Origin of the sequence: Enterobacter sp. NFIX59, assembly GCF_900113755.1 — a bacterium.
In the GTDB taxonomy this organism is placed as follows: domain Bacteria; phylum Pseudomonadota; class Gammaproteobacteria; order Enterobacterales; family Enterobacteriaceae; genus Enterobacter; species Enterobacter pseudoroggenkampii.
The window spans coordinates 62885-76145 of the sequence record NZ_FOQN01000002.1 but is presented as its reverse complement, the minus strand read 5'-3'; the positions used below and the strand labels follow the sequence as shown (position 1 = coordinate 76145).

General features: G+C 49.9%; 18 protein-coding genes. 10 read left to right on the top strand and 8 right to left on the bottom strand.

Annotated elements, in window-relative coordinates:
• The first annotated feature begins 153 nt into the window (after positions 1–153).
• The 3 genes from BM007_RS09125 to BM007_RS09115 are packed head-to-tail and all read left to right on the top strand — an operon-like array spanning position 154 to position 2007.
• Positions 154–681, top strand: a complete 528-nt coding sequence (locus BM007_RS09125; protein ID WP_024908319.1) for a tetratricopeptide repeat protein — start codon at positions 154–156, stop codon at positions 679–681.
• Between the two features lie 7 nt (positions 682–688).
• Complete coding sequence (locus BM007_RS09120) at positions 689–1219, top strand: RNA polymerase sigma factor (protein WP_090418296.1); 531 nt, start codon at positions 689–691, stop codon at positions 1217–1219.
• Positions 1216–2007: an anti-sigma factor family protein gene (locus BM007_RS09115; RefSeq protein ID WP_090418293.1), complete on the top strand. Its 792-nt coding sequence runs from the start codon at positions 1216–1218 to the stop codon at positions 2005–2007. The genes BM007_RS09120 and BM007_RS09115 overlap by 4 nt, the downstream gene beginning before the upstream one ends.
• Here BM007_RS09115 and BM007_RS09110 read toward each other — a convergent pair.
• From BM007_RS09110 to BM007_RS09100, 3 genes are all read right to left on the bottom strand, one after another.
• Positions 1999–2556, bottom strand: coding sequence for a YceI family protein (locus BM007_RS09110; protein WP_032645317.1), 558 nt, complete (start codon positions 2554–2556; stop codon positions 1999–2001). The genes BM007_RS09115 and BM007_RS09110 overlap by 9 nt on opposite strands.
• A 68-nt stretch (positions 2557–2624) precedes the next feature.
• Complete coding sequence (locus BM007_RS09105) at positions 2625–2969, bottom strand: cupin domain-containing protein (RefSeq protein ID WP_090418290.1); 345 nt, start codon at positions 2967–2969, stop codon at positions 2625–2627.
• A gap of 87 nt (positions 2970–3056) precedes the next feature.
• The gene (locus tag BM007_RS09100) at positions 3057–3413 is read right to left on the bottom strand and encodes a hypothetical protein (RefSeq protein WP_008502540.1); all 357 of its coding nucleotides are present in this window, start codon (positions 3411–3413) and stop codon (positions 3057–3059) included.
• Positions 3414–3814: 401 nt separating this feature from the next.
• Here BM007_RS09100 and BM007_RS23005 point away from each other — a divergent pair, with 401 nt between their 5' ends.
• From BM007_RS23005 to BM007_RS09085, 4 genes are all read left to right on the top strand, one after another.
• The gene (locus tag BM007_RS23005) at positions 3815–4129 is read left to right on the top strand and encodes a hypothetical protein (RefSeq protein ID WP_061714591.1); all 315 of its coding nucleotides are present in this window, start codon (positions 3815–3817) and stop codon (positions 4127–4129) included.
• 305 nt (positions 4130–4434) lie between these two features.
• Positions 4435–5226 (top strand): hypothetical protein, encoded by a 792-nt coding sequence (locus BM007_RS09095; RefSeq protein WP_090418289.1) that lies wholly within the window; start codon positions 4435–4437, stop codon positions 5224–5226.
• Between the two features lie 132 nt (positions 5227–5358).
• Positions 5359–6135 (top strand): isocitrate lyase/PEP mutase family protein, encoded by a 777-nt coding sequence (locus BM007_RS09090; RefSeq protein ID WP_090418286.1) that lies wholly within the window; start codon positions 5359–5361, stop codon positions 6133–6135.
• On the top strand, positions 6119–7165 hold the full coding sequence (locus BM007_RS09085) for a bifunctional transcriptional activator/DNA repair enzyme AdaA (RefSeq protein ID WP_090418283.1): 1047 nt from the start codon (positions 6119–6121) through the stop codon (positions 7163–7165). The genes BM007_RS09090 and BM007_RS09085 overlap by 17 nt, the downstream gene beginning before the upstream one ends.
• A 484-nt stretch (positions 7166–7649) precedes the next feature.
• Here BM007_RS09085 and BM007_RS09080 read toward each other — a convergent pair whose 3' ends face one another.
• Together BM007_RS09080 and arsH are read right to left on the bottom strand one after the other, a co-directional pair.
• Entirely contained in the window at positions 7650–7868 is a 219-nt protein-coding gene (locus tag BM007_RS09080) for a hypothetical protein (RefSeq protein WP_010434242.1), read from the bottom strand.
• Between the two features lie 300 nt (positions 7869–8168).
• On the bottom strand, positions 8169–8867 hold the full coding sequence (arsH, locus tag BM007_RS09075) for an arsenical resistance protein ArsH (RefSeq protein WP_032938044.1): 699 nt from the start codon (positions 8865–8867) through the stop codon (positions 8169–8171).
• Positions 8868–8952: 85 nt separating this feature from the next.
• On the opposite strand from arsH, the gene BM007_RS09070 reads away from it, so the two are divergent.
• Genes BM007_RS09070 through arsC form a run of 3 tightly spaced genes read left to right on the top strand, consistent with a single transcriptional unit; the run spans position 8953 to position 11045 of the window.
• Positions 8953–9273 (top strand): metalloregulator ArsR/SmtB family transcription factor, encoded by a 321-nt coding sequence (locus BM007_RS09070; RefSeq protein ID WP_032938043.1) that lies wholly within the window; start codon positions 8953–8955, stop codon positions 9271–9273.
• A 44-nt stretch (positions 9274–9317) separates the two neighbouring features.
• Entirely contained in the window at positions 9318–10607 is a 1290-nt protein-coding gene (locus tag BM007_RS09065) for an arsenic transporter (RefSeq protein WP_090418280.1), read from the top strand.
• A 12-nt stretch (positions 10608–10619) separates the two neighbouring features.
• Positions 10620–11045: a glutaredoxin-dependent arsenate reductase gene (gene arsC, locus BM007_RS09060; protein ID WP_024274588.1), complete on the top strand. Its 426-nt coding sequence runs from the start codon at positions 10620–10622 to the stop codon at positions 11043–11045.
• Positions 11046–11348: 303 nt separating this feature from the next.
• Here arsC and BM007_RS09055 read toward each other — a convergent pair whose 3' ends face one another.
• From BM007_RS09055 to BM007_RS09045, 3 genes are all read right to left on the bottom strand, one after another.
• A complete protein-coding gene (locus tag BM007_RS09055; RefSeq protein ID WP_024274587.1) occupies positions 11349–11753 on the bottom strand; it encodes an H-NS family histone-like protein in 405 nt (134 codons plus the stop codon).
• Positions 11754–12315: 562 nt separating this feature from the next.
• Entirely contained in the window at positions 12316–12543 is a 228-nt protein-coding gene (locus BM007_RS09050; RefSeq protein WP_010434226.1) for a hypothetical protein, read from the bottom strand.
• A 268-nt stretch (positions 12544–12811) separates the two neighbouring features.
• Positions 12812–13030 carry a cold shock domain-containing protein gene (locus tag BM007_RS09045; protein ID WP_032938040.1) on the bottom strand — a complete coding sequence of 73 codons (219 nt, stop codon included), beginning with the start codon at positions 13028–13030 and terminating at the stop codon, positions 12812–12814.
• Positions 13031–13261: the final 231 nt, after the last annotated feature.

The window sequence follows — 13261 nt, the reverse complement described above, 5'->3', positions numbered from 1 at the left end:
AACGTTAAGGTGAGGATGAATAACCTGATTTATTTTCATTGGGCTACAACGTCAGCATGATTTCGCGACAGCAAAAAATTTACGGGGAGAATGAATAAAACTCATCAGTCGGACGTTTACTGACGTCACTCCCCACTCACCCTGGAGCTTTATATGAACACGACCTCGTTTCGTTTGATCCCGGTGCTGATTTTTTCCCTGCTGTCCCCACTGGCGCTGGCGATGGGCAATAATAGTACCGAGAGCAAAACGCCCGACTGTCCTGCCGGACAGGTGTATGACAGCGCTACTCAGAAATGCGTGCCGGACAAGAGCAGCAGCCTCAGCGACCAGGACAAAACCAACTATGCGTACCATCTCGCGAAGAAAGGAGAGTACCAGGCGGCGCTGAATCTGCTTGATTCGCTGAAAAATGGCAATACGGCTGAAGCGTGGAACTATCGCGGGTTCGCCACGCGCAAGCTTGGCCGCACGGACGAAGGCATTGGTTACTATCAGCGTGCGCTGGCTATCGCTCCGGATTATGCCAAAGCCCGGGAATATCTCGGTGAAGCGTGGATGGTAAAAGGACGTCCTGACCTCGCGAAAGAACAGCTGAAGGTCATTGCCGGTATTTGTGGCCAGTCCTGCGAGGAATACCGTGACCTGCAGGCCGCCATTAACGGACATCCGGAATCCTGATTTTCTCGTGGAGGGAAAGCCCATCGCTACCAGTGAGGTTCGTCAACAGTTAGCCGCACATCTGTCGCGTCTCTGGCGCTATGGGCTGGTGCTGTCGCGAAACAGGGATATCGCCGAAGAGCTGGTTCAGTCCACCTGCGTGCGTGCGCTTGAAAGGAGCAGCCAGTATACGCCTGGCACGCGCATCGACAGGTGGCTGTTCGCGATACTGCACTCCATCTGGATCTCTGAGCTTCGGGCTCGACACTTGCGTCAGGGACAGGGATTTGTGGCCAGCGACGAGCTTCTGGCACCGGACACCCGCGAACAGGATGAGACGCGTCTGCATTACCTTAAGGTGATGCAGCGCGTCAACACGCTGCCTGAAGCCCAGCGCAACGCGGTATTTTTGGTTTATGTCGAAGGATTTACCTACCAGGAGGCGGCGGACACCCTGGCGGTGCCGATCGGTACCGTGATGAGCCGGCTGGCAACGGCACGGGCTCGGCTTGCCAGGTCCGCTGACGCACTGCCTCCGGTAAAGGAGAAACGCTATTGAACGCGCACCGTTTTGCACCGCCCTATAACGACGACGCTATCGTGGCATGGATAGATGGCGAGATGTGCCGCGCCGACGCGCAGCATTTTGAAGAACAGTTGAAACGTGATGAACGCCTCGCCGGGCGAACCAACGAACTGATGAAAAGCAGCCAGGATTACGCCGGGGCGTTTGCCTCCCTGCTGGATGACGCGCCTCTGGAGACAATGCAGGCGCGTCTGGCTGCTATTCCCGAACCACAGTCCTCCACGGCGCCTGGCGTTAGCAGGCGGTCGCTGATTGCCGCATCGATCAGCTTTTTGATGATCGGCTCCGGGCTGGGCTATCTGCTGCGGCCCGCTTCCGCGCCAGCGGATGAGAACGCCCATATTCGCGACCTCGAAGCGCAATATATGTCCCTGTACAGCGTCGAGACGCTGCTGGATATGGACAGCGCAACGCCGTTACTGCAGCGCGGGCTGGAACGGGCCGCACAGGATATCGGCATAAAGCTGCACATGTCGCAGCTAGTCCTGCATGGGGCAGAGTTGAAGATGGTGCGAATGCTGCGCTATGAAACCACCTCTATCGCGCAGATTGCCTGGATCAACGCCGACTACGGCCCGATGGCGCTCTGTATTTCTCCTGTTGACGAGAAGACCAGGGCCTCTCTGCGCCAGGAGCAGCGGCACAGCATGAACCTGGCGTGGTGGCAGGAGGCGGGCTACCAGTTTGTCCTGATTGGTCGCAATCCGCCGTCTCACCTGCGGGGAAATGCGGAGCAGCTACAGCGGCTCATTTCAGGATGACGGCACGTCGTTTGTCTTAATCGCAATGGCGATGGCAATACGATCGTCCACGACCAGCGCAAACTTATCCATCCCGTAGGACGCGCGCGAGATCGCCGTGGTGGCATCCAGGGTGAGGACTTGCGCATGCGGGTCTTTCACCACGGCCTCCAGGAGCACCGGGCGGGCAATGTTACGCACGGTCAGCGTGCCGAACACCCTGAACCGTCCGTCACCCAAGGCGACCACGCGAGAGCTGATGAACTCGATAGTCGGGTAGTGCTCAGAATCAAAAAACATATCGCTTTTCAGCTGCCAGGTAAGCAGCTTGTTTGATGCCACCAGAGTTGCTACGGGAATGGTGACGTGAATATGATCGTCGACGTCGTTTTCCGGGTTGAGCGTCACGGCGCCCGTCACGCCGCTGAACGTCGCCCATGAGAGGATGCCGCCGAAGGCATGCCACGATAGCCGAATGGCGGTGTTATCGGTGTCGATAATGTAGCTTTTTGGGGCAGCTAACGCCCACGGACAAAACAAAATCAGCACTATCACCAGGCGTCGCAGCATCTCAGGATCTCTTTTAAGGGGGCAGGGAGTAAACGCGTCACCCCCGGGATCTATTCGACTTTTGTGCGTCAGGGTGTTTTAACGATATCCACCGAGATTTCGACGGCGGCGATCGGGCCCCGATTTTCCAGCCAGTGGACCGTATTATGGTCTTCCGGCCACCCGACGCCGGGACCGTAATCGGTGGCGATACCGTTACGATGATCGGTGATGGTCCCCTCAAGGATAAAAATGGTACCGGGGCGATCGATATGATCGTGCACCGGACCAAAGACCGCGCCGGGGGCGAGCGTCACCCTGCGCATGCGAAGCTGTCGACCGTCCATGCCTGCGATCTCCGGGCCCAGATCGACGATGGAAAGCAGTTCAACGGTAACGCCCTGGGTTTCTGGTGCGGTTTCTTTGTGGCTCATGACGGTGCCCTCCTGAAACAAGTTTAGCCTTAAGGAAGCAGGGTGGGAGGGAATAAAAAAGGCCGCGTATGCGGCCTTTCGAAGGGATTACTCAGTGACTTTCTTTTCCAGTTCGCTGGCACCTTCTTTGGTTTTGTTCCAGCCTTTCTCAGCGCCTTCTTTGGTGGCATCCCACCCTTTCTCGGTGCCTTCTTTGGTTTTATGCCAGGCTTTCTGGGAATCTTCGCTGACCTTGCTGCCAAAGCTTTCGCTTTTACCTTCCGCAGCGTGCTTCTGTTTCAGCTTCAGCTCTTCACCTTTATTCTGCTCTTCGTGCAGTTTTTGCTTCGCCTCGTTGGCGTTTGCGTTCGCCGCCGCGACGGTATCGTCAGTTGCATGTGTGGTCGCAGCAAATACTGGGGAAGCCAGCAGAACGGCAGATAATGCGATAATTGTTTTTTTCATAATATCCTCATTTAACGTTATCGGTTATGAGCGTGATTCAGCATGGCACAGGCGAAGCGGGATGGCTTTAGGAAAAAACTGTAATGAGATCAATGTGCCCTGATGAGGGGGATTTCGCCTGAGGATTATCCAAAGGATAAAAAGCCTATTTCCGCGAGGGCGGCGAGCGTCAGGAGAATGAATATTATGACGGTTATAGGTCTGTACATGGTGGAGTTCCTTCCGGGTTGAGCGGCTATTCCGTAGCGCTGGGTGGTGTGGGTAATTTTGCACAGGAGGGAGAGAGAGGGTGTTGATATTTGTCAATGTCAGGAGGTTAACAATATCAACTACTGGCCCGTTGGTCGGTTTTTTTGCAAAGACCACAGTATACTGGCTCTGATTAGAAGGAGAGGAATGTTATGGCGATAACAGAAGAAGCGTTGCTTAGGTCGGGTTTCACAAAAGAAGAGCTGCAAAAGCTTAAACGTTATGTGGATACTCAGCATTCGACGCTGGATATTTTGCTTCCTGCGCTTTCAAATCGGTTTAAAGGGACAATCATTCTTTCCGTCGTACTTACGGTTCTGTTCATCCTGGGGGTATGCTTTGCTTCCCGAGAAAATATCATCTCATCATGCATTGCTGTAGTGTTTATCTTTGGTATCTTCTGTTGGATGACCCCCCTCAAATTAACGTATAAAGCCTGGCGTTTTAAGCAGGATTATTATCAATAGACAGCAAGTCAAAAACAATTTTTGCGTTTATGCCATATCCAATGATTTTCATGGTGAGTTTTGGCCGACTCATAGAGTCCATATAATCTCATAAGGACTGCTTTGATGCCTTTACTGGTACGACTATGTTAGTCAGATATCCGAGTAATCGACGATGGTCAGAAATTTCTCCGAATTTACAGGGCAATATAACGCATCGGGAGAACCCTCTTAGGACATTATTGTTCCTGCAAAAAATATCTGGCCTGCCTGTTCACTGCGCGATATCCTGTAATGCTTTGTCTTTTTTGTGAACAGGAAAAAGTATGCTTAGTACGTTACCCGATTTACACAGAAGTTTTGCAGAGCAACTTAAGCTTAAATTTCAGGCTGATTCGCGGATTCACTCCCTTCTCGCTGGCGGCTCGCTTGTTCATGGCGGGTTTGATAAATACTCCGATCTTGATTTTGTCGTTGTGGTAGAGCCTCTCTACTATGACGAAATCATGGCTCAGCGTATTGTGTTCGCCGGAACACTGGGTCACCTGCTCCATGCTTTCACCGGGGAACATGTGGGAGAGCCTCGTCTGCTTATCTGCCTGTATGGTCCCGAACTCCTTCATGTCGATCTGAAATTTGTCACCCTGGAAATGCTCACTCAGCGCGTTGAGGAGGCCGTGGTGTTATTTACCCGTGATAACACCGCTCTGGAGCGCCAACTGGCAAAATTTAGCGCTAACTGGCCTGATATGACGCCGGAGTGGTTTGAGTCCCGAGCCTGGATCTGGCTTCATTACGCGGTGGTGAAACTGGGAAGGGGAGAACTCTTTGAAGCGATAGGCATGCTGGCATTCTTCCGGGAGCAAGTGCTGGGACCTATGCTGTACCGTCGAGCAAATCTACCGCAACGTGGGGGTCGCCGCATCGAATTCCTCAGCATTGATCCTGATGACCTGTTGGCTTCCACGCTGGCAATGCACGATCGTGATTCCGTCAGCATGGCCCTCAGAAAGGCTGTTGATGCTTATATCACGCTGCGGGCTGATGCGCTGCCGGAAAATATCGCAGACGATGCGGCACGTTGGGCGGTTCTTGCCATGCTCGAAGCCAGAACCTGACCTTAAAAGGTTTGGTCTGTTCCGCTCCCCATGTTCAGACGACTTTTGCTAAAAAATGGTCGTCTGAATTTCGGTTGTGAGGTTCTTCCTGAGTGCTTAGATTCATTTTCAATCTATCGAGAGGATATGAATATGAACTTTGCAGAACGCCACTATCAGCATGAGCCTCTTCTTATCGCCAACGTCTGGGATGCCGCCAGTGCTGTCGCAGCGCAAAAAGCAGGCTACCAGGTTCTGGGAACGTCCAGTGCAGCTATAGCGTCCACACTGGGATATGACGACGGCCAGGGAATGCCGTTTGATGAGTTATTTTATATGGTCACCCGGATCCGGGCTGTCAGCAACCTGCCATTGAGCGTTGACATGGAAGCAGGGTATGGTGATTCAGCCGAAGAGATAGCAGACAATCTGCGGCGCCTTGCTCAGACAGGCGTCGCAGGCGTTAATCTCGAAGACAGCCGAGTCATAAACGGGGTTCGTCAGCTTGACGATGCCTCTGATTTTTCCCGTAACCTGAGAGCAGTGTGCAATATGCTGAGAAGGGAAGATTATCGTCTGTTTCTGAATATCCGGACTGACACGTACCTGCTCGGGCATGAAGACGCGTTGCAGGAGACGATATTACGGGGTCAACGCTATAAAGCTGCAGGTGCCGACGGCCTTTTTGTTCCCTGCCTGACGTCAGAGAAAGACATTAGCCTCATAGCAGAGGCAACGGGATTGCCCCTGAATGTCATGTGTATGCCCGATCTACCGTCATTCGACAGGCTGAAACGGGCCGGGGCAAGCCGCATTTCAATGGGCAATTTTGTTCATTCAGCGATGCAGTCAACGTTGACTGATGTCATGCATGCGATCCGAGCGCGTCAGACGTTTGAAGGACTTTTTTGTGATGAAAATAACCGATAAGAATTTATGCGATATCTGGTATCAGGCATTACTTGAACGTTCTTCAGAATATACTGGCGTGTTTTTTGTTGGCGTCAAAACCACTGGCGTATTCTGCATTTCGGTATGCCGGGCGCGAAAGCCCAAACGTGAAAATGTCGAATTTTATAAAGATGCCAAATCTGCCCTGGCGGACGGCTTTCGTCCCTGTAAGGTCTGCAGGCCCGCTGAAAATGCGCACAGCGCGCCATTATTCGTTGAGCAGGCGCTTGCGCTTGTCAGGCGCGATATTAAATCCCGTGTAGCAGACGCGGAGCTTCGTCAGCATGGAATCAGCCCGGAGCGGGTAAGACGCTGGTTCCTGCAACATCACGGCATCACTTTTCAGGCTTTTCAGCGAATGCAGCGGGTGAACGTTGCCTTGCAGGAGCTGAAAAGCGGACGAGCGGCGACTGACGTTGCGCTGGACAATGGCTATGAATCCCTGAGCGGGTTTGGTTACACCTACAAGCGGCTTACTGGCGCAGCGCCGACTCAGGCAACCCAGGTGATAGTCATTCACCGGTTCACCACGACGCTTGGACCGATGTTTGTCTGCGCGACAGAGCGGGGAGTCTGTCTGCTGGAGTTTACCGATCGCCGGATGTTAGAAACAGAATTCCGCGATATACAGCGTTTATTTAACGCCAGAATCGTCACCGGCGAAAACAACCATACCCGACAGACAGTAAAAGAGATCGACGAGTATTTTGCCGGAACGCGCCGACAGTTTGATCTCGCTTTAGATGCCCCGGGCAGTGATTTTCAACAATCTGTCTGGCATGCGTTGCGTGCTGTTCCCTATGGACAAACTTCACACTATCAGGCCATTTCACTACGGCTTAATAAGCCAAATGCTGTGCGCGCCGTCGCTGCCGCTAACGGTGCCAACCGGATTGCGATTGTGATCCCCTGTCACAGGATAATTGGAAAAGATGGCGCGATGACAGGTTACGGAGGGGGGATTTCACGCAAAGAATGGCTCATTGAGCATGAGAGAAATAATGTTTAATGGCGTGATGTTGCTGTGTCGCCGGGATATTTTATGAACTTCGCGGGACATATTGAGGGTACAAAAAAGCCCGCAGGGCTTGCGCCATGCGGGCTTTCAGGACTTCATCAGTCGACTCTGGTGATCGCCGATGGAGAATTTTGGTGGGCTGGCGGAGTCTGAATTGGTTGTGTAATTCATTGAATTAATTTGAATAACTGCTAGTTCAACTTTTCTTAGGGGCCTATTTGGGTGCCTAAAAGTTTTTTCTCCTTTTGATGAGAAAGAAGACGAGATAGGGACTGTGGGTGGTGATATCTAGTTGAGTCGTCACACTGAAAAACAGATTTGACCTGGTAACCATTTCTTGCGCAGCAAACGCGCCGCGCATATACGGTTTGGGCTTACCTTTTATCAAACGCTTAGACTACTATTCGCCTGCGAAATTTTTTGGATAAAAGCCATCATCACCAATGCAGCATCGAAAAATGCTAATTAAAAATGCTCACGCCTGCATCCCCTTACCCCGTGCCAGGTTAATTCTTTCAACGCATTCCTTAAACGCTTTAAGTTGCTCCGTAGAGAGTTCAGATTCATCAATTTTGACCAGAAGAGCGTTGAGAGAGCGTTCAATATCATTTTTAATTAACCGTAAGCAGATAACCTTAACCCAACGTGGAGAGAGCTTACTGAGGCCAATTGCTCTTGTGATTTGTAATTTCATGCGATGCCTCTCAACCGCCAGTGTGCCGGTTTTCAACCTCGGTTATAACACGCAATGGACAGGACTTCTGTTATTCCTTCGCCTAAAATTTAGCATGAAGCGCTTAGCTTGGGTGCAACCAGGATTTCATTAAACATCAAAATTAGTTTTGCATCATGACGCGCAAGCGCCACGTCATAACCAGAGTTACTAGTTCACCTCAAGGTAGTTTTTCATATTCTGACACAGGATGGGATATCTCCTTTGTGCTATAGTGGATGTTATTAATCTCATGCAGTATGGATTCACGAAAAATATACGTTAAATTTTGTCCTGATTGACACGGGATGAAAGCTCCTGATAGCTCTCTTTTCTCTCGCTGTAACGATCTGCAAGATAACCAGTTTGTCCCTTAAGCAGCACCGTGATTTTAAACAGCTCCTCGGCTACATCGACGATACGGTCATACCATGACGAAGGTTTCATTCGGCCGTTTTCGTCGAACTCTTGCCATGCCTTAGCAATGGAGGACTGGTTGGGGATAGTGAACATCCGCATCCATCGGCCCAGAATGCGCATTTGGTTCACCGCATTAAAGGACTGCGAACCACCGCAGACCTGCATCACTGCAAGTGTCTTGCCCTGCGAAGGACGAACCGCTCCTTCACTTAAGGGTATCCAGTCTATTTGCGCCTTCATCACCGCGCTCATCGTCCCATGCCGCTCAGGGGAACTCCACACCATCCCGTCACACCATCTGACCAGGCCGCGTAGTTCGGTGACCTTAGGGTGCGTGTCTGGCGCATCATCAGGCAGGGGTAAACCAGAGGGGTTAAAGAATTCCACCTCCGCGCCCATTGCAGTCAGAAGACGACCGGCTTCCTCCGCGGCAAAGCGGCTGTAGGAGCGCTCTCTTACTGAGCCATACAGGATAAGAATCCGTGGTGGCGCTTGCAGGTTCAGGCGTTCAGCGATGTGTTGATCAAAGAATTCAATATTAAGGGCAGGAAATTGTTCCATTTTTCTCCTCCGGAGAGAGTAGATGATTTCAAATTTAACACATATGATTTATCATATATATATTCTAAAGGGAACGGAGTGAAAAATGCTACAACCTGTTCAGCTTTTCAAAATCCTGTCGGATGAAACTCGGCTCGCCATCGTCATGATTCTCCGGGAGTCAGGAGAACTGTGCGTTTGTGATATCTGCGCAGCCATTTCCGAATCACAACCCAAAGTCTCGCGACATATGGCTATCCTTCGTGAGGCCGGGCTGGTTCTGGACCGTCGTGAAGGCAAATGGATCCACTATCGTCTGTCACCCCACATACCGGCATGGGCAGCTGAGACAATCACGACGTCCTGGCAGTGTATGCGGGAGGATTTGTGTAAATGGCTGGATAAATCAGCCTGCACCTCCTGCTGAGAAAAGAAAACAAATTCACATAATCATATATAACGGAGTCTGAGATGCTTTTGGCGGGGAGTATATTTTTACTGACGTTGATACTGGTGATCTGGCAACCCGGAGGCCTGAGTATTGGCTGGAGTGCGAGTATCGGGGCTGTGCTGGCGCTGGTAACTGGAGTCATCCATATCGCTGATATTCCCGTTGTCTGGAATATCGTCTGGAACGCGACAGCGGCATTTATTGCGGTCATCATCATCAGCCTGCTGCTCGATGAGTCCGGCTTCTTTGAATGGGCCGCACTGCACGTCTCCCGCTGGGGTAACGGACGTGGCCGCCTTTTGTTTTGCTGGATAGTCTTGCTTGGGGCTGCTGTTGCTACACTGTTTGCCAATGACGGAGCCGCACTGATCCTGACGCCGATCGTAATTGCGATGCTGCTCGCACTGGGATTCAGTCAGGGCACGACACTGGCCTTTGTCATGGCCGCAGGATTCATTGCAGATACGGCCAGCCTGCCGCTCATTGTTTCTAACCTGGTGAATATCGTCTCGGCGGACTTTTTCGGTCTGGGCTTTACGCAGTATGCCTCCGTGATGATCCCCGTAGATGTGGCCGCGATTACGGCCACGCTGGTCATGCTGCATCTCTTCTTCCGCAGGGATATTCCGGTGACGTATGACGTTTCGCTGCTGAAGACGCCTGCCAGTGTGATAAAGGATCCGGCAACGTTCAGGGCGGGCTGGATTGTCCTGTTTTTGCTGCTTGTCGGTTTCTTTGTTCTGGAACCTCTTGGGATCCCGATAAGTGCGATAGCCGCTACTGGCGCAGCAGTACTGTTCATAGTGGCGAAAAGAGGTCACGCCATCAACACAGGAAAAGTCCTGCGCGATGCACCATGGCAGATAGTTATTTTTTCACTGGGCATGTACCTGGTGGTCTATGGCCTGCGCAATGCAGGGCTCACGGAGTCTCTGTCTGACGTGCTAAACCTGCTGGCAGAAAAGGGGTTATGGGCAGCAACGTTCGGCACCGGCTTCCTGACCGCGTTCCTGTCGTCGGTAATGAATAACATGCCGACGGTGCTGATTGGTGCGCTGTCGATTGACGGAAGTACGGCGACAGGCGTCGTCAAAGAGGCAATGATTTATGCCAACGTGATTGGCTGCGATTTAGGCCCGAAAATCACTCCGATTGGCAGTCTGGCAACCCTGCTGTGGCTACATGTGCTCGCACAGAAAAACATGACCATCACCTGGGGATATTACTTCCGCACCGGCATAATCATGACCCTGCCCGTGCTTTTCGTCACTCTGGCTGTGCTGGCGTGGCGGCTCTCTGTCACCTTGTAGCGAGATATTGATATGAGCAATATTACCATCTATCACAACCCGGCCTGTGGCACCTCACGTAACACGCTGGAGATGATCCGCAACAGCGGCAACGAACCGACAATAATTTATTATCTCGATACTCCCCCGACCCGTGATGAGCTTATTAAACTTATTTCAGATATGGGGATTACAGTGCGCGCCTTGCTGCGTAAAAACGCTGAACCTTATGAACGCCTGGGTCTTGATGAAGAGAAATTTAGTGATGAGCAGTTGATTGATTTCATGCTTCAAGATCCAATCCTGATTAATCGGCCGGTAGTCGTTACGCCGCTCGGTACTCGTCTTTGCCGCCCTTCGGAAATAGTGCTGGATATTCTTCCGGAAGGTCAGAAAGGAGCGTTTACCAAAGAGGATGGCGAGAAGGTCATTGACGAAACGGGAAAGCGGGTTAGGTAATCTGTCCACTTCAAGATATCGGACGCCTGTTTAATCTACGAGGGCGTCCGCTTGCCGTTCACTAAAGACCTCCAGCCTACTAACCCCGTCCGCATTATGCTATGAGAGGAAAAACTGTGGTGTTGGCTGCATTACAACTGCGTAATGTCACCATTAATACCTTCTTTACCCAGTTTATAGCGCAACATAATCTCTTCATGAAACACCTTGTTGAAGCCGGTTACGAACCAGATGCTTCTCGACGATCCTCTAAGGATGGTTGTGGGCTATCCGTAAAAAGAGCCGGGTATGCCCGGCTCTTTTTTAGCTGATTTCGAAATCTTTTAATTCTCCACCTTCAGCAATCAGATTTGAGATCCGCTTCGGCATTCGCCCCTGACCTGACCATGTTTTTGACTCTCCAGTTTCGTCAGTATATCGATACTTCGCGGGGCGGGGGGAGCGCGTCCTTTTAGCCTTACCCGGAGAGCCAATAGCAGCTAAAAGTTCGGAGGGGTCGATACCCTCATCAAGCATCATCTGACGAAGTGTTTCCAGTTTATCGCGGCGCTGACTTTCATTTGCAAGACGTAATGTCTCTTCTTCTCGTCGTTCTATAAGAATAATTTTAAACTTTTCCAGAACATCTTCCAGTACATCTAATGACATTTCACGAGTCTGAGAACGTAAGGTACGGATATTGTTTAACTGTGTAAGAGCATCTGACATAAAGAGACCTTTTAAAGTTTTTTCGTTGTTCAGCAAATACCAATGTCGACGGTTGCTCATCAACCCGATTTTTCTTACTGAGCATTTTTATCCGATTGGTACATATTGTTATTAACGAGGTTTAGACTACTTATATAAATCTCTTATCGCAAGACAAAATTAAGAAGAATGTGCAAGAACTAAATTACAACTCCTACGAAATGTCCATGCATTTTTGAAGGTACTTAAAACTATGATGCCAGGAGTCATCCGGAGAGCCTTTTTATACCCTCATAACTTATTGCTTCAGTCACACCTGATGAGATTTAAAATGAGGAGAGACAGCGCCGCCACTTAGCAAGGTTTTCACAAATGGCAAGATGGCACGCAGGGGGGAGACACCTGCATTTTGTCAGAGGGTAGCGAATTACTCTCTCTTTATAGAGACGTTTCTAAAAAAGTGTAATGTAAAAAAAAGCCTGCTGTTAGCAGGCCATAAATGCTTTTAACTCATTTTTTGTTCGATTCTGATAAATAGGGTAAGCATGCAATTAAACGTGGAGCAGAGAGCATGACAAAAATTCTATAAATATTTCCTGGCCGCATCAAGTATCTCCTGTGACGTTAACTCCCTGTCAGTAGCCACGTAAACAATACCATGATCGCCAGTTAAGGAAGGAAAACCTGCAGACATAATCCGAAGATGTGTTTCTTCACCGTTTGGATATTCCTGCCTGATAGAGGATATACCTTCCAGAACGGTCATGACTTTACAGGATTCAGCATTAAAGAAAACAAGGACTTTAATCATATTCTATTACCCTGTTCTCTCGTGGATATTAACTGGCAGATGCCATTAAGGTCAAAGCCATTACGCACTTCTTATTTAACATGTGGTTAGCTTGTGCTTTTAGACTTTTTATGCAGTAGTACTGCACTTCATCACATCGCTTAGCATACTCATAATTTTGAAAAATATGCTGATCAGATATTAAGAATAAACGACTTTCATCTGATTTAAGTTATGGATCTGTCTACTCAGGAATAATCCTTCATCGTTATCGCAGACCCACAATGATTTATTTATCGCAAAGTGTTACATTTGCAGCAACAGGACCCTTGTCTCCGCGGTGAATGGCGAATTCAACTTTCTGACCTTCAAATAAAGTTTTAAAGTTGTCGCCATTAAGTGCAGACAAATGGACAAAGATATCTTTGCTGCCATCAAGAGGAGAGATGAAGCCAAAACCTTTGACTTCGTTAAACCATTTAACCAGGCCCATAATTCTCGAGGTCATACTGACTCCGTTATACATGATTGTATTGATAGTAAACGTATAAGATTAAACGTATGGACTCAAAAGAGGGGATATCAACGATAGCACCTGGTAATGAGAACTGCCCGGAAAATTTCTAACTTTCATTAGTACATCGAACTGATGGGATTCATTAAGACACAGGGAATCGATATAAGCAAATTATCTTTTAGCCGTCCAGAGGTCCTGTAGGGAAAATAAAAGTGGCTGAAT